Source organism: Spongiactinospora sp. TRM90649, from assembly GCF_029382225.1.
GTDB lineage: Bacteria > Actinomycetota > Actinomycetes > Streptosporangiales > Streptosporangiaceae > Spongiactinospora.
Map to the genome: position 1 here is coordinate 20,043 of NZ_JARLTC010000032.1, position 20,495 is coordinate 40,537.

The following is a 20,495-nucleotide window of genomic DNA, read 5'->3' on the forward strand; positions in this document are numbered from 1 at the left end:
AACTGAGCGTCGTTTCCGGCGATCCGACTGAGGAAGAGCTGTGCGCGCTGATCTGCGCGCTGTACCTGGTGGCGGGTCCAGACGAGGGCGAGCCCGCCCCCAAGAGACCCCCCGGCTGGAACTCCCGCGGCCGCGCGCCCCGCTCCTGGTCAACGCCGTCCCTCCTGCGAAGGCTCCCTTCATGAACCGTCAGTTGCGGAAAGTACTGATCGCCAACCGAGGCGAGATCGCGGTGCGGATCGCCCGCGCCTGTAAGGACGCCGGCCTGGTGAGCGTGGCCGTCTACGCGGAGCAGGACCTGGAGGCGACGCACGTCAAGGTCGCCGACCACGCCTACTCGCTGGACGGCCAGACCCCGGTCGAGACCTACCTGTGCGTGGACAAGGTGCTGGCCATCGCCCGGAGGTCGGGGGCCGACGCCGTCCACCCCGGGTACGGGTTCCTGGCCGAGAACGCCGACTTCGCCCAGGCCGTCATCGACGCCGGGCTGACCTGGATCGGCCCGCCGCCCGCGGCGATCAGGGCGCTCGGCGACAAGGTGGCCGCCCGGCACATCGCGCAGCGGGTCGGCGCGCCGCTGGTCGCCGGGACCAGCGAGCCGGTGTCCGGAGCCGCCGAGGTCACCGCGTTCGCCGCCGAGCACGGACTGCCGATCGCCATCAAGGCCGCCTTCGGCGGCGGCGGGCGCGGCCTGAAGGTCGCCCGCACCATGGAGGAGATCCCCGAGCTGTACGAGTCGGCGGTCCGCGAGGCCGTCACGGCCTTCGGCAGGGGCGAGTGCTTCGTGGAGCGCTACCTGGACCGGCCTCGGCACGTCGAGACCCAGTGCCTGGCCGACTCCCACGGCAACGTCGTGGTCGTCTCCACCCGCGACTGCTCCCTCCAGCGCCGCCACCAGAAGCTGGTCGAGGAGGCCCCCGCGCCGTTCGTCACCGAGGAGCAGCGCGAGCGGCTCTACCAGGGTTCCAAGGCGATCCTGCGCGAGGCGGGCTACGTCGGCGCGGGCACCTGTGAGTTCCTCATCGGTATGGACGGCACCGTGTCGTTCCTGGAGGTCAACACGCGCCTGCAGGTCGAGCACCCGGTGACGGAGGAGGTCACCGGGATCGACCTGGTCCAGGAGATGTTCCGGATCGCCTCCGGCGAGCCGCTGGGCTACGACGACCCCGCGCCGAAGGGCCACTCCATCGAGTTCCGGATCAACGCCGAGGACCCGGGCCGCAACTTCCTGCCCACGCCCGGCCCCATCACCGAGCTGCGCGCACCGGGCGGCCCCGGCGTGCGGCTGGACTCCGGCTACTCCGCCGGGCAGACGGTGCCCCAGGAGTTCGACTCGCTGATCGCCAAGCTGATCGTCACCGGGGCCGACCGCCGTCAGGCGCTCGCGCGGGCCCGGCGCGCCCTGGGCGAGTTCGTCGTCGAGGGGCTGCCGACCGCGCTGCCCTTTCACCGGGCCGTGGTGGACGACCCGGCCTTCGCCGGCGAGCCGTTCACCGTCCACACCCGCTGGATCGAGACCGAGTTCGCCACCGTCATCACGCCGCACAACCCCGCGGCGGCCACGGCCGAGCCGCCCGCCGCGCGGGAGCGGATCACCGTCGAGGTGGCAGGCCGCCGCCTTGAGGTGGTGCTGCCGGAGGGCCGGCGTCCCGGTGGGGGCGGCGGAGGGACGGCCAACGGCGCGCTGAAGAAGGCTCCGCGCCGCGCCGCGACCTCGGTAAAGCGCGCCACCGCGAGCGGCGACGCGCTGGTCAGCCCGATGCAGGGCACGATCGTCAAGGTGCTCGCCGCCGACGGCGACACCGTCGTCACCGGTGACACGATCGTGGTGCTGGAGGCGATGAAGATGGAGCAGCCGCTCACCGCGCACAAGGCGGGCGTGGTGGCCGGCCTGTCGGCGAGCATCGGCCAGACCCTCGGCAACGGGGCCGTCATCTGCGACATCAAGGACGCCTGAGCGGCGGGCCGATGAGGTCAGCGAACGTGGGCGGGCACGACGATGGCGGTGAGGAGCAGGCCGTTCTTCACCAGCCAGCGGCCGGTCAGGCCGGTCAGCTCGTGGCCGTCCACGCGGGGCCCGCCGCGCAGCAGCCGCGCCTCGAAGGTGCCCGCCAGCGGGCTCACGCTCACCTCGGCGTCCTCGAACCCCAGCCAGCGGCCGGTCAGCGGGAACCACACCTTGTAGACGGACTCCTTGGCGCAGAAGAGCAGGCGGTCCCAGCGGACACCCGGATGGCCGCGCCGCAGCTCGTGGATCATCTCCCGCTCGGCGGGGGAGGAGACGGCGGGCAGCACGCCGTTCGGCAGCGGTTCGTTGGGCTCGGCGTCGATGCCGATCGCGGCGACCTCGGCCGCGCGGCTGAGCGCCGCCGCCCGATATCCGGCGCAATGCGTGATACTTCCCACTAATCCCATTGGCCACAGCGGCTCACCGCGCTCGCCCCGCAGCACGGGTTCGGCGGTACGGCCGAGCAGGCCCATGGCCTCGCGGGCGCAGGCGCGGCCGGTGGTGAATTCCCGGCGGCGTTTGTCGACCGCTTGGCGGATCAGCGCCGCCTCCTCGGGGAAAAGGCGGGCGTCCGGCGGATCGGCGGTGGTGTCCACGGCCGCGACGGAGGGGGGCAGGATGATTTCGATCAAGCAGGTCCCTCCAAGCGCAGGGCTTTCCCGATTTCCCGGGCCACGCCCCGGAGGGGGGCCACGGGGTTTGCCCGTGGCACTCCACAGCTCGTCTTGACAGAGGGCACTGTCGGATCGTAGGGGATGCGGTTTTCCCGCGCACCAAGCGCCGCTCTGACCGCATTTCTGACCGAAGGTCAACGCGATTGGCGGAACCCGGGAAACGACTTACTCGGCTATCCGGGTCCGCATGATCCAGCGGAATACCCAGTGCCCGGCGTCGGTGTCCGCCACGCGCTCGAAATGCTCGTAGCCGGCGCCGTTGGCGATTTTCAGCCTCCCGTAGGCGGCGGCCTCGCCCTCGACGCTCAGGCTCCTCGGGAGATGGGCGGGACCGCCCTCCAGCACGACGTCCACCGGCCCGGCGAGCGTCGCGGCGTGGTCGGCGGCGGGGGCGGTGGGCGTGATGGTCTTTCTCATCAGCGGGGCACTCCTCGTCACCTGGGCCCGCCGGGGGCGGGAGGGATCTTTTTCCGCACTGCCATGGTGACAAACGCTGATATCCAGGCACATCCCCTATCCGCCCCTAAGCTCGGAGCCACTTTGGAACGGTGCCGGTCAAATCTTCAAGCGTTTTATGAGTTCTGTTCGCATTCGCTCACCTATCGGTGAGTCAATGTCCTCGGTGAGGGTGACCGCACTGGTCAGGGCTTGTGTGGCGGCCTCGCCGTCGCCCGACGCGCGATGGGCATCGGCCAGCAGCGAGTAGGCCCGTGCCTCGTGCAGGGTGGCCTTCATTGCGCCGAACAGCGCCACCGCCTCCCGGATGTGCGGGATGCCCTGGGTGGCCCGGTCGTCGGCCAGGGCCAGCTCGCCCAGCGCGATCTGGACCTGCCCTTCGACCAGGCGATGGCTGGCGGCGGCGGCCAGCATCAGGGCCTGCCGCAGCGCGCCCTCCGCCTCGCCGTACTCGCCGCGCTGCATCCGCGCCAGGCCCAGTCCGTGCAGCACGTACGCCTCGCCCGCGCGGTCGCCCATCTCCCGTACCACGCCCAGAGCCTCCTCGAAGGAGCCCACGGCGAGATCGAAGTCCTCTGACTGCAGATAGGTCAGGCCCATCCGGTGCAGGACCTGCGCCGCCACCCGCCTGCCGCCGCTCTCCTGACACAGCCGCAGGGCCTCGGCCAGCAGCTCCTTGGCGCCGTCGAAGTCGTCCTCCTCCAGCCGGAGCTGGGCGATGTTGTGCAGCACGTGCGCGGCGGCGATCAGGTCGCCCCTGGATCGGAAGATGTCCAGCGCCTGCTCGTAATAGGCGGCGGCCTCCGCGAACCGGCCGTCCATCCGGTCGAGCAGGCCGATGTTGCGGATGACCAGCGCTATCCCCTGGTCATCGCACACCTCGCGGAAGAGCTGGAGCGCGGCGTCGAAGTGGCTGCGCGCCTCGTCGAAGCGCTGCTCGGCGATGTGCAGGTGCCCGAGCGAGTACAGCATCGCGGCCTGCCCGCGCTTGTCCCGCGCCTGGTGGGCCGCGGCCAGCGCGATCTCGTGCGTGTCGCGCCAGTCGTCGAAGTAGACGCGTGATTCGAAGAGCGTGACGGAGGTGATGGCCAGGTCCCACGAGAGGGCGGACAGCCCGGCCTGGGCGGCCTGGCGGATGCCGGAGACCAGGGTCAGCCGCTCCCGTTCGTACCAGACGAGCGGGTTGCTGACGAGCTGGTCCACCAGCTTGCCGGGCAGCGGCCAGCGCACCGCGTCGCTGTAGACCTGGGCGAAGTCGCCGCCGTACTCCTTGCGGTGCGCCGCCTCGGCCAGGAACAGCAGCGCGCCGAGCACCCGGCCGAGCGCGGCGCTGCGCTCGGCGCTGGATTCCTCGGCGGCGAGCCGCTCTCTGGCGAACACCCTGATCAGGTCGTGGAAACGGTACTGGCTGTGGATGCCGTGGCCGACCCCGGTGGTCTCGATGAGCTGGGCGTCGGCCAGGTCGTCCAGCAGGTCCTGGGTGTCGTCCAGCGGCTCGTCCAGCAGGGCGGCGCTCACCCACGCGGAGAAGAGCTGGGCGTCCAGGATGGCCAGCCTGCGGAACAGGCGTCTGGCCTGCTCGCTGGTGCTCTCGTAGGTGAGCGAGATGCTGGCCCTGATCCCCATCTCGCCGTGCTTGAGTTCGTCCAGCCTGCGGGTCTCGTCCTCCAGCCGGCCCGCGAGCTGCTCGATGCTCCAATGCGGCCGCGCCGACAGCCTGGCCCCGGCGATCCGTAGCGCCAGCGGGAGCTGCCCGCACAGTTCGGCGAGGTTGGCGGCGGCGTCGGCCTCCGACTGCACCCGCTCGGCCCCGGCGATCCGCGACAGCAGGTCGATGGACTGGTTGACGTCGAAGACGTCCACGTCGACGTGGATGGCCCCGGCCAGCCCGGCCAGCCTGCTGCGGCTGGTCACGATGACCGCGCACGCGGGGTTGCCGGGCAGCAGCGGGACCACCTGGCCCTCGTTGCCCGCGTCGTCCAGCACCACCAGCATCCGGCGGTCGGCGAGCAGGTCGCGGTACATCTCGGCGCGCTCGTCCAGGGTGTCCGGGATGGCGCTGCCGGAGACCCGCAGGGCGCGCAGGAAGCGTTCGAGCACCTGCATGGGGCTGATCGGCCGGGAGGCCGCGCCGTGCAGGTCGGCGTAGAGCTGGCCGTCCGGGAAGCGGTCGGAGACGCTGTGCGAGGTGTGCACCGCGATCGTGGACTTCCCGATGCCGGCCTTGCCGGCGATGACGATGACCGGCACGGCGAAGCGGGAGCGATCCTCGGCGGCCAGCACGAGCTGCTGCCGGATCTCCTCGACCTGCTTGGTCCTGCCGGTGAAGTCGGCGATGTCGGTGGGCAGCATGTGCGGGACGTTGCCACCCGGCTGCGGAGGGCGCGGCTCCTCCTCCACCGGCTGCGGGGCCGGTGCCGGGTCGGGCGCGGGCGCCTGTTTGACCGGGACGGCGAGCCGCTCGTCGGAGGTGAGGATCGCGTATTCGAGCCGCTGCAGGTGCTCGTTGGGTTCGAGGCCGAGCTCGTCGATCATGGTGCGCCGCGCGGTGCGGTAGACTTGGAGGGCCTCGGCCTGCCGTCCGGACCGATAGAGCGCCAGCATGAGCTGCCCGCGCAGGCGCTCGCGCAGCGGATGCTCCTCGACCAGCTCGGTCAGCTCGCCCACCAGATCCTGGTGCCTGCCGAGTTCGAGTTCGAGCTCGATGCAGTCCTGCTGGGCGGCGATGCGGTTCTCGGTGAGACGGCCCGCCGCCGACTGCACGAGCCTGCTCTCGATGCCGTCGAGTACCGGCCCCCGCCACAGTGACAGCGCCTCCCGGTACTGCCGTGCGGCGTCCTCGGCGTCGCCGGTCTCGCGGGACTGCCTGGCCCGCTGGAGCAGCGACTCGAAGCGGTGCGCGTCGATCTGCTCGGCGCCGGCCTGGATGGCGTAGCCCTGGGAGTGCGTGGAGATCAGGTCGTTCACGCCGTGCTTGGCGAACATGCGGCGCAGCGCCGAGATGCAGATCTGCACCTGTGACCGGGAGGTGGTCGGCGGGTTGTCGCCGTAGATGGCGACCATGAGCCGGCCGATGGTGACGATCCTGTTGGGATCGAGCAGCAGCAGGGCGAGAACCGTGCGCTGCCGAATGCCTCCCAGATCCAGCCGGCGGTCGCCGACGGCGACTTCAAGAGGACCGAGAACGCGAAACTCCACCCGCATCTCCCCGCAGAAGACTCACCCCGCCCCCGCGGGGTCCCCCGCACTGTCGCGCTACGCGGGACAAGCTCCAGGTGCTGTCAAGGAAGGTGTTCCTGCGATGCGGTCAGCCGCGGATACCAATGCGTAACGTACAGTTCCTTTAGCCGCAAACCTACCGCTTTCGCTATCTGGCGTTGCTGTGTGCGCAATCGTACAACTTGTGTGGTTTGAGATCCAGTGGAACTAAGTGCTGGTTTTGTTACTGGATCCCTGTCACCTTCCAGGCGGTAACGAGCCCCGGCCGGTAACATCCACGAAATCGGAAGTTACCCATATGTACGGCGAGACGTGGTAGGGGAGCGTCTCGCGGCTCTCCCGACAACGCCAACGGCCGGAGACGATGGTCTCCGGCCGGTGATGTATGCCCCCGTCAGGGCGTCGCGCAGGGGATAGGACATCAGCCCCAGGGGGTGCCGTCGGACGGCGAGAGCGTGGGGCCGGTCGGCAGCGGCGAGGGGGTCGCGACGACCACGATGTCGGCCGCTGCGGGCGTGACGGCGAAGGCGGCACCCGCCGTGACACCGCCGATGGCGAAGACGGTGGAGGCGACGATCTTGAAGATCCGGCTGTCGGTGGTGTGCTTCATGCTCTGCTCCTGATCCCCGTCGCGGTCCGGGCGGCGGCCGCGGGCTTCGTTTTCCTGCTGACCACGAACCTAGGAGCACCCGCCATCCGGTCGTTATCGGTTCGCTTCTGACCCGCCATCAAACCCTTAAGGGGTGGTTCCGGTCCCGCTCCGATAGCGCGTCGAAGGTGATCCGATAACCGGCTCTGCCAGTCTGTGCGCACGCGGGACGGGCCCGCCTCGTGACATTTGTTGATCATGGATGGGTGTCCTGGACATGAGCATTACTGCGCAGGCGTTGGACAGCGTTTACGGCCGGACGGCCGCCGGTCTGCGCGCGCGGTTGGAATCCGTGGTGGACGGTGTGTGGCACACCGTCGCCGCCGCGGAGACCGATAGCGAGGGCTACATCATGGAATGGCACGCGGCCAGGTTGGATCGGGGCCTTTATCGGATCGTCTTCGACAGCGACCACTATTTCGTGGGGCTGGGCATGAATGCGGCCTACCCGGAAATCACCGTGATGTTCAGGATCTTGGACTCGGTCGATTCCTATCAGATACAGGTGACCATGTCGCCGTATTCCTATTCCACGTTCTTCGGTTCCAACAGTTGACGGGCGGTATGAGGTCACGCTGCGGCTGACCGCCCGTCAGGCAGAGAAAGGGAACTACCGGTGAAACAGAAGTCGAACGCGGTGGGGCGCTACGGTGCGCCACCGCCGATACCGTTCCCGAATCGCCGGTGGCCGGGCAACGCCATCACCTCGGCGCCGCGCTGGCTCTCCACCGACCTTCGTGACGGGAACCAGTCGCTCGCCAGCCCGATGGACCTGGCGCGCAAGACCACCATGTTCGACCTGCTGGTGCGGATGGGCTACAAGGAGATCGAGGTCGGCTTCCCGGTGGCCAGCCAGGACGACCACGCCTTCCTGCGCTCGCTGATCGAGAACGACCTGATCCCGGACGACGTGCGGATCTCCGTCCTGGTGCAGGCCCGCGACGAGCTGATCAGGCGCACCGTGGAGAGCCTGGCCGGCGCGCCCCGCGCCACGATCCACCTCTACAACGCCACCTCGCCGCTGTTCCGCCGCCTGGTGTTCGGGATGACCAGGGACGAGTGCAAGGACCTCGCCGTCCAGGGCACCCGGCTGATGATGAAGTACGCCGACAAGACGCTGGCCGGCTGCGACCTCGGGTTCCAGTACTCGCCCGAACTGTTCAACGACACCGAGCTGGACTTCTCCCTGGAGGTCTGCGAGGCCGTCATGGACGTCTGGCAGCCCGGACCCGACCGGCCGATCATCCTGAACTTCCCCACGACGGTCGAGCGCAGCACGCCCAACGTGTTCGCCGACCAGATCGAGTGGCTCGACCGGCACCTGTCCCGCCGGGAGCACCTGTGCCTGTCGATCCACCCGCACAACGACCGGGGCACCGGGGTGGCCTCCGCCGAACTGGCCCTGATGGCCGGCGCGGAGCGGATCGAGGGCTGCCTGTTCGGCAACGGCGAGCGGGCCGGGAACGTCGACCTGGTCACGCTCGGCATGAACCTGTTCAGCCACGGGCTGGACCCGGGCATCGACTTCTCCGACATCAACGCCGTGCGCCGGATCGTGGAGCACTGCAACGGGCTGGCCGTGCACCCCCGCCACCCCTACGTCGGCGACCTCGTCTACACCGCCTTCTCCGGCTCCCACCAGGACGCCATCAAGAAGGGCTTCGACGCCCTCGAACGCGAGGCCGCGCGGACCGGCACGCCGGCGCGGGAACTGCCCTGGGACATGCCGTACCTGCCGGTGGACCCCGCCGACGTCGGGCGGACCTACGAGGCCGTGGTGCGGATCAACAGCCAGTCCGGCAAGGGCGGCGTCGCCTACGTGATGAGCGCCTGGCACGGCATGCACCTGCCGCGCGACCTGCAGATCGACTTCGCCCAGGTGGTGCAGCGCCGCGCGGACGCCGAGAGCATGGAGATCGCCACGGACCGGGTCAAGGACCTGTTCGACGCCGAGTACCTGTCGCCGACCGCGCTGCCGCTGCCGCTGACCTTCGGTCCCACCCCGGTGGCGGCCGTGCTCCACCTCGACGACGGCGGGTTCGACGTCGGCGGCGAGCGGATCGACCTGGTCGAGGCGCTGCGCGCCACCCTTGCCGGGCGGGGCGTGGACGTCCGCGCCGTGCACCGCACCGGGATGGACACCGGCCTGGAGCGGGCCGAGGTCGCCGTGTACGCCGAGTGCCGCCTGGACGGGACCGTCTTCTGGGGCGCGGGCGTGGACCGCGACGTCGAGGTCGCCGCGCTGCGCGCGGTGTCGGCGGCCGTGGACCGGGCGAGCGGCGCACGCCACGTGCCGCGTGCGCGCCGTCCCGTGGGCGAGCCGGTCGGCACGCTCGCCGCGCGCAACGGCCGTCCGATGGCGACCGCCGTCCGCTGACCGGGAGGGACGAAGGACATGCGGAAGATCCAGCTCAGGAAGCCCCGGCGTCCGGGGCGCGATCCCCGCGAGCAGACGCCCGACCTGCGCACCCCTTCCGGCCGCCTGCTGCGGTTCTGAGCGGCGCGCCACCCATGACCCTGACCACCGACGTTCGAAGACGGAGTGACGATGACCACCACTGACGACGACCTGTGGATCCGGCGGTTCCACCCGGCCCCCGACGCCGGGGCCCGCCTGGTGTGCCTTCCGCACGCCGGCGGCTCCGCGAGCTACTACCATCCGGTCTCCGCGGCGCTGTCGCCCGCCATCGACGTGCTCGCCGTGCAATATCCGGGCCGCCAGGACCGGCGTGCCGAACCATGTGTGGAGAACATCGAGGAATTGGCCGACGGCATCGTCGGGGCGCTGCGCCCCTGGACGGACCGCCCGTTCGCGCTGTTCGGCCACAGCATGGGCGCGGTCCTCGGATTCGAGGTGACCCGGCGGCTGGAGCGCGAGGACATCGCCCCGCTCATGCTGTTCGCCTCCGGACGGCGGGCGCCGTCCACCCGCCGCGCGGAGAGCGTCCACCTGCGCGACGACGACGGGCTGGTGGCCGAGCTGAAGCGGCTCAACGGCACCGACAGCAGTGTGCTCGCCGACGAGGAACTGCTGCGCATGGTGCTCCCCGCCACCCGCAGCGACTACCGGGCGATCGAGACCTACGCCGGTGACCCCGGCGCGGTGCTGAACACCCCCATCACCGTGCTGACCGGCGACAACGACCCCAAGACCACCCTGGACGAGGCCCGCGCCTGGTCCGGGCACACCACAGGTGAGTTCGAGATGCGGGTCTACCCCGGCGGCCACTTCTTCCTGACCAGGCACGCCCGGCGGATCAACGCCGAGCTGACGCGCTTCTTCGCCGAGCGGAAGAGCCTGATCTGATCCTGATCTGATTCTGGTCTGATCCTCTGGCCGGGCCGCCCGCCGCCCCCGCAAAAATCATGGCGGCGGGCGCGCGCGGACGGCCCATCCGGGGGAAGTCTGGGTAGGGGGGACACGCGCCCGAGAGGGGGTCCGATGAGACCCGAAGATCCCAGCAGGCCGGTGGCGACGGGTTACGACGGATCCGCGGCGGGGGAGGCAGCGTTGCGCTGGGCTGTCAGGGAGGCCCAGCTTCGTTACGCTCCGCTACTGATCTTTCACGCATGGCAGGTGCCGCTGCCCCGGCTCGCGAGCGACCCGCCGGTGGTGGCGGCGGTTCGTCACTCGGCCGAGCTGGTCCTGCGGCACGGCGTGGAACTGGCCCATGACATGGCCGGGCGGCTCCAGGTCCAGCCCCGGCTCGAACGCGGCACGGCCGCCGGGGCGCTGCTCATGGACGCCTGGGCCGCGCAACTCGTGGTGCTCGGCACCAAGGCCGGGAACGGAAACGGCGACGGCGGGCCGGAGCGGATGCGGCTGGGCTCCACCGCCGTCCACGTCTCCTCGCACGACCCGCGCCCGGTGATCGTCGTCGGGCCGGGGGCCGTGCCGCCCAGGCGGGTCGTGCTCGTCGGGGTGGGGGAGGAGCCGTGCTCCCGGGCGGTGGCGTTCGCCTTCGAGGAGGCGCGGCTGCGGCGGTGCGAGCTGCACGCCGTACAGACCTGCGCGGCCGGGGAGGAGACCTGGCGCGAGACCGGCCGCCGGTTCCAGCGGATGATGGCGCCCTGGTGTGAGCGCCACCCCGAGGTCCAGGTCTACACGCGGGTGGACCAGCGCCCGCCTGTCGAGGCACTGGCCGCCGCCACCGGCGGATCCGCGCTGGTCGTCGTGGGCGAGCCCGCCGCGCCCTCCCTCGGCGCGGCCACCCAGGCGGTCATGCACGGCACCTCCCATCCGGTCGCGGTCGTCCACGGCACGGCCCGCCCCTGACGGGGTGGTTCACAGGCGCGGTGGCGGGTCGGCCCCGGCTCCCCAGGGGGCGCAGGCCACCGGCTCGTGGTCGCGGACGGCGAGGATCCTGGCGAACTCCCGCTGTCTGGCCGCGAAGCCGTGCACCAGCATCACCTCCCGCGCCGCCACCTCGTCGGCGACGTCGAGCAGGCCGCGCTTGTCGGCGTGCGCGGACAACCGCATCATCTCGATCCGCGCCTTCAGCGGCACCTTGCGCTCGACGCCGTTGTCGTCGAGCGTGAGGTGCCCCGCGCTGCCCTCGGCCAGCCTGAGCAGCCGGGCCCCGCCCGACTCCTCGTCCTGGTAGCCGGACAGAAACAGCGCGCCGTTCGGCTCGGGCAGGATCCGCGCCGCCCACTGCACGGCCGGGCCGCCGGTCATCATGCCCGAGGTCGTGATCACCACGCCGGAGGTGAACCGCTCGAAGTCGGCCGGGCGCTCGGCGCGGGCCACCGCGCCCCGGAAGATGCGCAGCGGGACGGCACGGTCGGCGGTGATCCGCTCGAAGGCGTCGGCGACGTCGGCGGCCATGCCGTCCAGCAGCACCGGCACGTGCGGCAGGCGGTCCTGGAGGATCAGCGCGATCTCCTGGGCGCGGCCGAGCGCGAACGCGGGCAGCAGCACCCGCCCGCCCGCCTCGTAGACGTCACCGACCGCCTTGACCAGGTCGGTCACCCTGGCGTCGCGCGGGCCGTGCGTCTCGGCGCAGCAGGTGGACTCCAGGACGAGCAGGTCGGGCTCGCGGGCCGACGGGGGGATCGTGTAGCCGTCCACGGTCTTCTGCCTGAAGCCTGATATGTCGCCCGAGATCACGACCCGCTGGTCTCCGGCGCGCAGCACCACGCCCGCCGCGCCGAGGATGTGACCCGCCGGGAACAGCTCCACGGTGAGGTCGCCGACCCGCTGCGGCGAGCCGTACGGGATCTCCTCGCAGTTCCGCGTGGCGGCGTCCACCTCGGCGCGGCCGTACAGGGCCTCCGCGCCGTCCGCGCCCCACTGGCGGTACGTGCGCTCCCGCCTGATCATCAGCTTCGTCGAATCCGCCCACATCACCGGCATGAGCCGGGCCGTCGGCCCGGTCGCCAGCACCCTCAGCCCCGGAAAGCGCCCCACCAGCGCCGGGACGTATCCGCAGTGGTCGGTGTGGGCGTGCGTCACCACCACCGCGTCGATCGGCTCGTCCAGCGCCGCCTCGATCTCGCGCGGCGGCCGGGCCGGGTCGCCCGGCCGCAGGCCCGCGTCCACCAGCAGCCGCGTATCGCCCGCCTCCACCAGCACGCACGACCCGCCGATCTCCGTGTCGCCGCCCAGCGGCACCACCCGCAGCGACCGCTCGCGCACGAGCGGCATGGTGAGCGGCACCGTCGGCAGCTCTACGGACGGCTCCGCCTCCTCCGGCGGGGCGACGATCGCCTCGACGGCCGTGACCAGGGCCTCCGGCGTGATGCCCGCCGCCGAAGCGGCCTGCCCGGCGAGCGGCGTCTCGCCCTCATCCGGCTGCCGCAGCGCGGCGAGCAGGCCGGTCGCGGCGGTATGGGGATCGTCGAGCCGCCGCCGCAGCGTGGACACCTGGGCGTCCAGCTCCTCGACGCGCCGCTCGGCGTCCGCCAGCGCCGTGGTGATCGACCGCAGACTGGTGAGGGCGTGCTCGTGCCGACCGTTCGCCCGCTCCAGCCTGCCGCGCAGCTCGTTGGCCTTGTCCTGCTGCCGCCGCAGCCGGACCTGCTGGGTCCGGTCCTCCCGGTGCAGGTACTCAGCCAGCCGCAGCCCCGCCCGCACCACCTGATCGTCGGCGGCGAGCACCAGCGTGGCCATCGCCTGCACGTCGGGCTGGTCACGGCGGATCCGCAACTGGTCGCGGACCCGCTCACGCAGCTCCCCGACCCGCATCAGCGCGTCGATCAGCATGGTGCGCTGCTCGATGGCGAACCGCTCGACATCGTGCCCCGCGTGCGCGAACGCCGGGCGCGACAGCACCACCCGCGCCGTGGCCTGGAGGATCGGCAGCAGCGGATCCGTGCTCACCGGCCCGCCCCCAGCCGCCGGGTGGCGGCGGTCAGCACGTCCTCGCGCTCCAGCCGGCCGTCCGGACGGGGGACCAGCGCGCCCAGCATCCGCAGCACCTCGACCAGATCGAGCGGCGAGGCGAACCCCTCGGCCCGCAGCGCCGCCTCCGACAGCGGGTGGTCAGGCTCGTCCGCCCCCGCCAGCGCGAGCAGGTCGGCGAGCGTCTCCGGGCTCTCCGCGATCTCCGTCTGCGCGGCCAGCAACCGCCAGGCCGCCCCCAGCGCCGCCCCCGCCAACACTCCCGTAGACCGAACGAACTCCCCAGGACACGCCTCCACCCTCCCGCTCTCCCGGCCGCTCTCCCGGTGGGGTTCGCAGTCGGTCTTGGTGTCGGGTTCGCGGGCGGAGCCGGGCCTGGTGAGGTCGGTGACGGCGGCGCTGATCAGCGTCGGCCAGCCGCCGGTGGCACGCAGGAGCTCGTGCTGGGCGGCCTCGTCGGTGAGGTCGGGTTCCTCCTCCAGCATCCACTGGCGGATGGTCCGCCGGTCGAAGCGGCACAGTTCGGTCACCTGAACGGCGGCCCACGCCTGCCGGGCCGCGGGCGGCCACAGGACGGCGTGCTCCGGCGGTGCGACCAGCGCCACCGCCAGGGTCCCCTTCCGGGACGCCGAGAGCGCCGCCGTCGCCTCGCGCAGCAGCGCCTCGGCCTCGTCGGCACGCCGTCCGGCCAGCTCGACCACGATCACGTCGTGCCCGGCGCTCTCGCCGGTACGGCGGCGCGCCCGCTCGAACGTCAGCTCCCGGCCGACCCGCCAGACCCGCGCCTGGCGGTGCCGTTCCGCGGCCTCGGCCAGCGCCGCCGCCACCCGGTCGATGCCCAGCGCGGCCGAACCCGTGACCAGATGCACCGCGTCGTGCGGGCGCAGCAGCCGCGTCACCTGCTCGCCGGTCAGCGGCGAACGCTCGATCCCGCCCAGATGGGATGAACGGTAGGAGCGCGCGTCGAAGGAGCCCGGCTCCTCGAAGCCCTCCGCCCGCTCCAGCACCGCCTCGATCTCGCCCGCCCCGCCCAGCAGGCTCAGCACGTGCGGCGTGCGCAGCCGGTAACGGCCGCCGTCGACGGCCAGCACGCCCAGGTCGACGCACTCGTCGAGCAGCCCAGGGAAGACGTCGCCGGTCGCGTCGCGAAAGCCCTTCGGCCACCAGCCCGCGCACTCGGCGCGCAGCTCGCCCGCCGTCATCGTGGCGTCGGCCCCCGCGTCGAGCGCGTGGAACGCCACCGTGTAGGTGATGACCTTGTAACGCTTGTCCAGGTTGAGCGTCCACTCGAACCGGTCGCGGAACCCCTTGGCCACCTTGGCGTCCCGCCAGACCGCGTCCACGTCGGCACGCGTGATCGGGTACGGCGGCGCGGTCCGCGCCACCGGCATCCGACGCAGCCGCGTCAGCAACGCCCCGGCGAACAACTGGATCAGTGCCGGGGCGTTGTTCGCCTCCGCGATCACCCGCGCCGCCGACGCCGGATCGAACCGCAGCCCCAGCGCGGCCAGTGGCCGGGTGAGCAGGTCGAAGGCGTCCTGCGGGTCCAGCGGGCCGATCGCCACAGGCGCGCCGAGCTGCGCGAACGGCTGGTTGGGCAGGCTCTGGAACCGGGCCGTCCGGTGCAGCCCGGCGAAGACCACCTTCACCCGCCCGCCGGTCTCCGCCATCAGGTCGCGCAGCGCGGTGACGTTGGCGAACGAGGCTCCGGCGGCGTCCCCGTCGAGGAAGGCGTCCGCCTCGTCCAGGAGGATCAGCACCTGCCGGGCGGGGTCGCCGTCGATCCAGGTCTTCACCTCCAGGCGGATCTCCGCCGGATCGGTGCTCGTCCGGGCGCTCTCCGGCAGGATCCCGGCCTCGGCCAGGTGCGCCGCGAGCACCGGCCAGATCGCCGAGACCGGAACCAGCCTGCCGATCTGCTGGACGGTCTCGAAGATCACCCGGTGGCCCGGGTCCGTCCGGCCGAGCCGCCGGACGGCCTGGCGCAGTAACGCGGACTTGCCGAGCTGCCGCCCGCCGTACACGAACGACGAACCGGTGCGCCCGACGACCTCGGCGAGCTGCTCGGAACGGCCGTAGAACATCTCCTCCGGCACGTCGCCGGCCGGGGCATAGGGGTTCGCCGAGCCGAACGGGGCCAGCAGCCCGACCGTGGTGGTCCAGCTCGCCTCCGGCAGGCAGGCCAGGTAACCGATCAACGCGTCGTCGAGCACGCCGGTCACCGGCGCCGGCCGCTTGCGGGACGCGGCGGCGAGCTGACGGCGCTGCTCGGCCGAGAGCACGCCGAAGTACAGGACGAGGACGGTCTGGTCGCCCGGCTGGTCCCGCAACCACTCGACGAGCTGCTGCGGCCCCGGCGACCGCCACACCAGCAGCACGCGCAGCCGGTCGCCCGACGGGCTCATCCGCGACCCGAACGCGGGCAGCACCGGGTCGTCGTCGCTCCGCACCCGGTGCAGTTCGACCCAGCTCCGGTCCGGCTCCTTGCGGACCCCGCCATACTGGGTCCCCTCCAGGCCGATCATCCGCAGCAGCGAGGCGATCGCCGGTTCGCGTACTTCCGCCGGTTTGGGGCCCTCGGCCAGCTCCTGCCACATGCCCAGACCGGCCGCCGCCGCCGTCCTTCGGCTCTGAGGGAGGCCGGACGGCGACAGCCCGCAGCCCGCGAGCAGCGTGGCCAACTCCGGATCGGCGACGCCGGAACCGGCGTGCAGCGCCCGCTCGATGCCGCGCAGCCAGGTCTCGCCCTGCTGCGGGCGTTCGCGTGTGGAGGCGTCGTCGAAGGCCTGGGGGAAGCGGGGGAAGAACCGCGCCAGGTGATCGACGGCGTCGCCGGACGGCTCGGGCAGGTCCTTGCGCTCGCGGGCCTGGGCCATGAACTCCCGCGCGGTGATCAGGTCGCCCCGCTCGGCACACGCCCGGATCCGCCCCGCCACGGCCGCCACCGCGTCGCTCTCGGCGGCGAGGGCGGTCAGGCGTCCGAGCACGCGGGCGATCTCGGCGTCGCGGATGGCGTGCGCTCGCCGCTCCAGGTCGCCGAGGGCGCGGTCGATCACGCCGAAGTCGTCACGGCGGTCGTCGCCGAAGGCCCGCAGTTCCCCGGTGAACGTGGTCACTTCGGTCTCGGGCAGCACGCCGTCTCGGTGCCACTCGGCCAGCCGGTCGGTGATCGCCTCGATCCGATCCCGGAGGTCGTGCCGGGCCTCGTCCACCAGCTTGTCGCGCCGCTGCCGCAACTCGGCCGCCAGCCTGCGGTCACGCCAGGCCAGCACGGCGAGCAACGAACGGGTCCCCTCGTGGTCGCCGAGGCGCGCGCGGGCGCTGAAGGCCGCCCGCCAGTCGCGCCGCTCGGCCCGGCACAGCGGGGCCAGGTCGGTGGGGGAGGGCGGGGTCAGGGGGGCGAGCGTACGGGGTTCAAGGCGTAGCGAGGGGCACAGCAGGAGGTCACCGTTCAGCACCTGCACGACGGAGGGTTCGGCGGTGGCCAACGGCCCGCCGTCCACCAGCCGCATCGCCTCCCCGACCAACACCGCCACCCCACGCGCCGCCGCCCCCAACGCCATCCCGGCATCCAGGTCGCAGGTCATGCCCCACGCCGCCACTTCTTCCTGCGTAGCCCCTGCCCGTGCCGCCGCCTCCTGGGCTGCGGCTTCCTGCGTTGCGGCTTCCTGGGCCGTCGCATCCTGTGCCGCGGCTGCCTGCGTTGCGGTCTTCTGGGGCGCGGCTTTCTGGGGTGCTGGCTCCGGTGCTGCTGTCGCCTGTGTGGCCGCTGCGTGCGTCGCCGCTTGCTGTGCTGCCACATCCTGCGTCGCCGCGTCCTGGGGCGCTACTGCCTGTGCCGATGCGTCTGCCCTGCTGGTCGTGCTTGTCGCATGGTTCACTGTCGCGCTCGACGCCATCCCAGGTGCCGCGTCGTGGGCCGTGCCGCACGTGGCCGCTTTCTGCGTTGTGGCTCGGTGGGTCGGTGCCTTCTGTGCTGCCGTTGACCGGGGTGGGGCCTGCGGTGCCGTTGTGTCCGCGCTGCTCGTCGTGCGGTGTGCTGTCGCGCCTGCCGTCATCCCAGGTGTCGTGCCGCACGCCGGCACCCTCAGGGGGGCCGTACCGGCCGCTGTGTTCTGTGGTGCCGCCTCGGAGGGGGTGGACAGTGCGCGGAGTTCGGCCTCGGCGCGGGCGCGGTGGCGGGTTACCGAGGTGCGCAGCTCGTCCAGAGGCTTGACGGCCCATGCCACCTCGGCGTCGGCCGCGCGCAGCGCCTCCAGTTCGTGCGTCGCCGACACCCAGGCCGTCACGAGGTCGAAGGCTTTGCCGATCTTGTCCACCAGCTTGGCGCGCGCGCCTGAGTGGATGCGCCCGCCCGGACGGTTCGCACGGCGGATCTTGGCGGTCGCGTCGATCATCCGCTCTACCGTGTCGCCGGTACGTAACCGGTCGAGTTCCTCGGCGGCGTCCGCTGCCCGGGCGGTGTCGCCGCGTGCCGCGATGCCCAGCAGACGGCCGAGCGGCTCGTCCTCCTGGAGCAGCGTCTTCCACACCTCGGTGGCCAGCGCGTACTTGATCGTCTGGGTCGGGCTCTCGGCGAGGAACCGCTCCGCCGCCTCGGCCGCGGCCTCCTGACCGGCCGCGGCCTGCGCGGTGTTCCGCATCCGGACGGACAGGTCGGGCACCAGGTAGGCTCCCGTGTGCGCCATCTTGGCGAACGCCTCGCCCAGCGCGGTGAGTCCGGGGTACGGCGAGATCGCGGGGGCCAGGTCCTCAAGGAGCCGGGCCGTCTCGGGGGTCGGGTTCACCAGGCCCGCCCGGAGGGCCGACGCCCAGGCGAGCAATCGGCCGGACGGGTCGTCGGCGAGCGCCTGTGCCGTCACCGTGGTCGCGGCCTCGGCGTAGGCCGCCGACAGCCGTCCGCCGAACTCGCCCATCTCGGCCGCGATCGCGGCACAGCGCCGCGCTGCGACCTCCGCCTCGGGCCGTCCGGCCGCCTGCCGCATCCACGCGGCCAACGCGAACTTCCCACCCCGCACCGCACATGCCTCTGCCCCCACATCCCCTGGTGCCCCCGCCCGACCGTGCCTCGCGCCATTCGCCGAAGCTCCTCCGGCTGCGTCGCCGCCGCCGGTCCCCCCTGAGACCTTCCCGTCACCTGCCGCCTGGAGTGCCTCTCCGGGGGCGTTGCCGGTCGCGCGTTCGCGTTCCGTCTGGTGCGCGTCCCTGCTCGCGGTGCGGGTTGCGTGCCGCTCGGTGCCGCTGCTGATCGTGTTCCCGTGTCCGTTGTGCGTCGTACGCCCGGCTACGGTCTGCGGTGCGTCCCCGCCTGCGGTGTGGGGCAGGCGTTCGGTAGGCGTCTCGTTCGTCGTCTGCTGTGTCTGTGGAACCTGCTGGTCGTCGGCGCCGTCGCCGCGCCGTTCGTGTTCGGGGCCCCCACCCTCCATCCCGCCCCCGGCGACGCCGTTCGTGGCGCCGCTGCCGACTCCGGTGCGGCCCCCGCCGCGTCCCCGGGTCGTTGGTTCTGGTGGGTGTGCGTAGACCTCGGCGAGGAAGGCGTCGAGGTCGGCCAGGTCGGGGGGCGGTGGTGCCGGGGGTGGGACGCATGGCCGGTCGGGGACCGTGAGGAGTCCTTCGGCGGCGGCTCCGGCGATCGGCGCCCATCGGCCGGGGGCCTGTTCCCTGAACCGCTCCTGGAGGCTGAACCTCTCCAGGAACGCGTCGGGGGCGCCGCCGAGGTTGATCAGGTCGGCCAGGGTGTCGAGGCCGGGCGCGCCGCAGCGGGCGCCCTCGCGCACCTCGCTGAGCAGGTCTTCGAGCATCGGCGGGCCGGTGACGTGCGCCAGGGCGAGGACCCTGTGCTGCTGGGAGAACATGGACGCCGCCCGGTCGAGGGCCTGGCCGACGGCGTCGGCGGTCGCCTCGGGGAGCGGTGCACCGGACGCGGACTCGGCGCGTGCGCGCAGCGCGTCGAAGTCCTCCGCGAGCCGGAGCACCGCGCGCAGGTCGGCGTCGGCCGGGCGGCGCTCGGTGGCGCACGCCTGCCGTACGCGCTCGGCGGATCCCGACGCGTCCGCGAAGCGGGCGCGCACGCGGCTCAGTTCCTCGCGCAGTTCGCCGAACACGGCGGTGTCGTCGTACACCGGGGCTTCCGCTACGGCCGGTACGACCGCAGGTACGGCCGGTACGGCGGCGGCCTGCGGGGCCGCCTCCCGGGCGTCGCCGGGCACCTCGGGCACCTCGGGCACCTCGGGGGCGGCGGTTACCGGGGACTCCGGTACGGCAGCCGGTGCCGCCTCCTCCCGTTCGTCCTCCGGCACCGGAGCCAGCGCCAGGGCGCGCAGTTCGGACGGCGAGATCGGCGCCTCGGGCAGGTCGGCCCTCGATTCGCGCAACTGCCCCCAGGCATCGCGAATCACCGTGGCCACCTGTGGCCGCATCCGTTCGGCCGAAGGAACGAGCAACCCCAGGGCCACCGGCGACAGGGCGTGGTCGTGCCGGAAGATGTCCATCAGGACGAGATCGACGAACTCGTCTGACAGGCCCTCCATGCTCTTCAGGGCCTCGGCGACCCTGGGGGCCGAGGTCAGGGCCTCGGCGGCGGTGTCTCTGTGGAGGAGATTGACGCAGGCCTCTGCGGAGAGTCCATCGGCGTTGTCGAAACCCCGGCTAAAGCGGGTACTCAGCGCACATATAAGTGAAGAGCCCCTTTTCTTGTCACTTCCGCGCAGTGTCCGGGTAAGAGTGATCGCGGCCATTTTACTGATCGTGCGCATGTCACGAAGCCGGACATGGGCCAGGATCTGCTTTCGATCCGCCTGCGTATAAGCTTGATCGGCGGAGAGTAAGTCGTCCGGGCCGATCCTCCCCACCACCTCGGCCAGCACCAGGCCGACGTCGGCGAAGGCCGGCAGCGCGCCCACGGCGCCCAACGGCACGGCATGGCGCGGACCGGACTTGTCATCCTTCCCCATACTGTGCCGAACCATCAGATACCTCCGCTAGCACAATGCCACCCACATGGTAGGGGGAGAAGGTCATGAATCCTTCATAAAGCAAGGAATCAGGCGCTGTACTTCGGAAGTCTTATCCAATAGAAGGTGCCGCTGACCATGTCAGGGTAAAAGCGGGTCCGTATTGGGGAATATAAGCGTGCTGTGAAAAAAA

The 20,495-nt window shown here is 71.9% G+C and carries 11 protein-coding genes; 5 read left to right on the plus strand and 6 right to left on the minus strand.

All coding sequences use genetic code 11. The annotated features are described in order from the left end of the window. The first annotated feature begins 193 nt into the window (after window positions 1-193). Window positions 194-1,957 (plus strand): biotin carboxylase N-terminal domain-containing protein, encoded by a 1,764-nt coding sequence (locus P3X83_RS31675; protein ID WP_277309084.1) that lies wholly within the window; start codon window positions 194-196, stop codon window positions 1,955-1,957. Between the two features lie 17 nt (window positions 1,958-1,974). On the opposite strand, the gene P3X83_RS31680 is transcribed toward P3X83_RS31675, so the two are convergent. From P3X83_RS31680 to P3X83_RS31695, 4 genes are all read right to left on the minus strand, one after another. Beyond that, on the minus strand, window positions 1,975-2,640 hold the full coding sequence (locus tag P3X83_RS31680) for a 4'-phosphopantetheinyl transferase superfamily protein (RefSeq protein ID WP_277308969.1): 666 nt from the start codon (window positions 2,638-2,640) through the stop codon (window positions 1,975-1,977). Window positions 2,641-2,847: 207 nt separating this feature from the next. Then, window positions 2,848-3,099, minus strand: a complete 252-nt coding sequence (locus P3X83_RS31685) for a DUF5988 family protein (RefSeq protein WP_277308970.1) — start codon at window positions 3,097-3,099, stop codon at window positions 2,848-2,850. A gap of 138 nt (window positions 3,100-3,237) precedes the next feature. Continuing rightward, window positions 3,238-6,336, minus strand: coding sequence for a BTAD domain-containing putative transcriptional regulator (locus P3X83_RS31690; RefSeq protein ID WP_277308971.1), 3,099 nt, complete (start codon window positions 6,334-6,336; stop codon window positions 3,238-3,240). 442 nt (window positions 6,337-6,778) lie between these two features. Continuing rightward, entirely contained in the window at window positions 6,779-6,967 is a 189-nt protein-coding gene (locus P3X83_RS31695) for a hypothetical protein (protein WP_277308972.1), read from the minus strand. 241 nt (window positions 6,968-7,208) lie between these two features. On the opposite strand from P3X83_RS31695, the gene P3X83_RS31700 reads away from it, so the two are divergent. The 4 genes from P3X83_RS31700 (at window position 7,209) to P3X83_RS31715 (ending at window position 11,282) form a co-directional block, all read left to right on the plus strand. Next, window positions 7,209-7,562 carry a hydroxyisourate hydrolase gene (locus tag P3X83_RS31700; protein WP_277308973.1) on the plus strand — a complete coding sequence of 118 codons (354 nt, stop codon included), beginning with the start codon at window positions 7,209-7,211 and terminating at the stop codon, window positions 7,560-7,562. A gap of 60 nt (window positions 7,563-7,622) precedes the next feature. Beyond that, window positions 7,623-9,383 carry a 2-isopropylmalate synthase gene (locus tag P3X83_RS31705; RefSeq protein WP_277308974.1) on the plus strand — a complete coding sequence of 587 codons (1,761 nt, stop codon included), beginning with the start codon at window positions 7,623-7,625 and terminating at the stop codon, window positions 9,381-9,383. A 171-nt stretch (window positions 9,384-9,554) separates the two neighbouring features. Continuing rightward, window positions 9,555-10,313 (plus strand): alpha/beta fold hydrolase, encoded by a 759-nt coding sequence (locus P3X83_RS31710; RefSeq protein ID WP_277308975.1) that lies wholly within the window; start codon window positions 9,555-9,557, stop codon window positions 10,311-10,313. A gap of 135 nt (window positions 10,314-10,448) precedes the next feature. Further along, the gene (locus P3X83_RS31715) at window positions 10,449-11,282 is read left to right on the plus strand and encodes a universal stress protein (protein WP_277308976.1); all 834 of its coding nucleotides are present in this window, start codon (window positions 10,449-10,451) and stop codon (window positions 11,280-11,282) included. Between the two features lie 9 nt (window positions 11,283-11,291). Here P3X83_RS31715 and P3X83_RS31720 read toward each other — a convergent pair whose 3' ends face one another. Both P3X83_RS31720 and P3X83_RS31725 read right to left on the minus strand, forming a co-directional pair. After that, a complete protein-coding gene (locus P3X83_RS31720) occupies window positions 11,292-13,328 on the minus strand; it encodes an MBL fold metallo-hydrolase (protein WP_277308977.1) in 2,037 nt (678 codons plus the stop codon). Further along, window positions 13,325-20,302, minus strand: coding sequence for a hypothetical protein (locus P3X83_RS31725; protein WP_277308978.1), 6,978 nt, complete (start codon window positions 20,300-20,302; stop codon window positions 13,325-13,327). The genes P3X83_RS31720 and P3X83_RS31725 overlap by 4 nt, the downstream gene beginning before the upstream one ends. Between the last annotated feature and the right edge of the window lie 193 nt (window positions 20,303-20,495).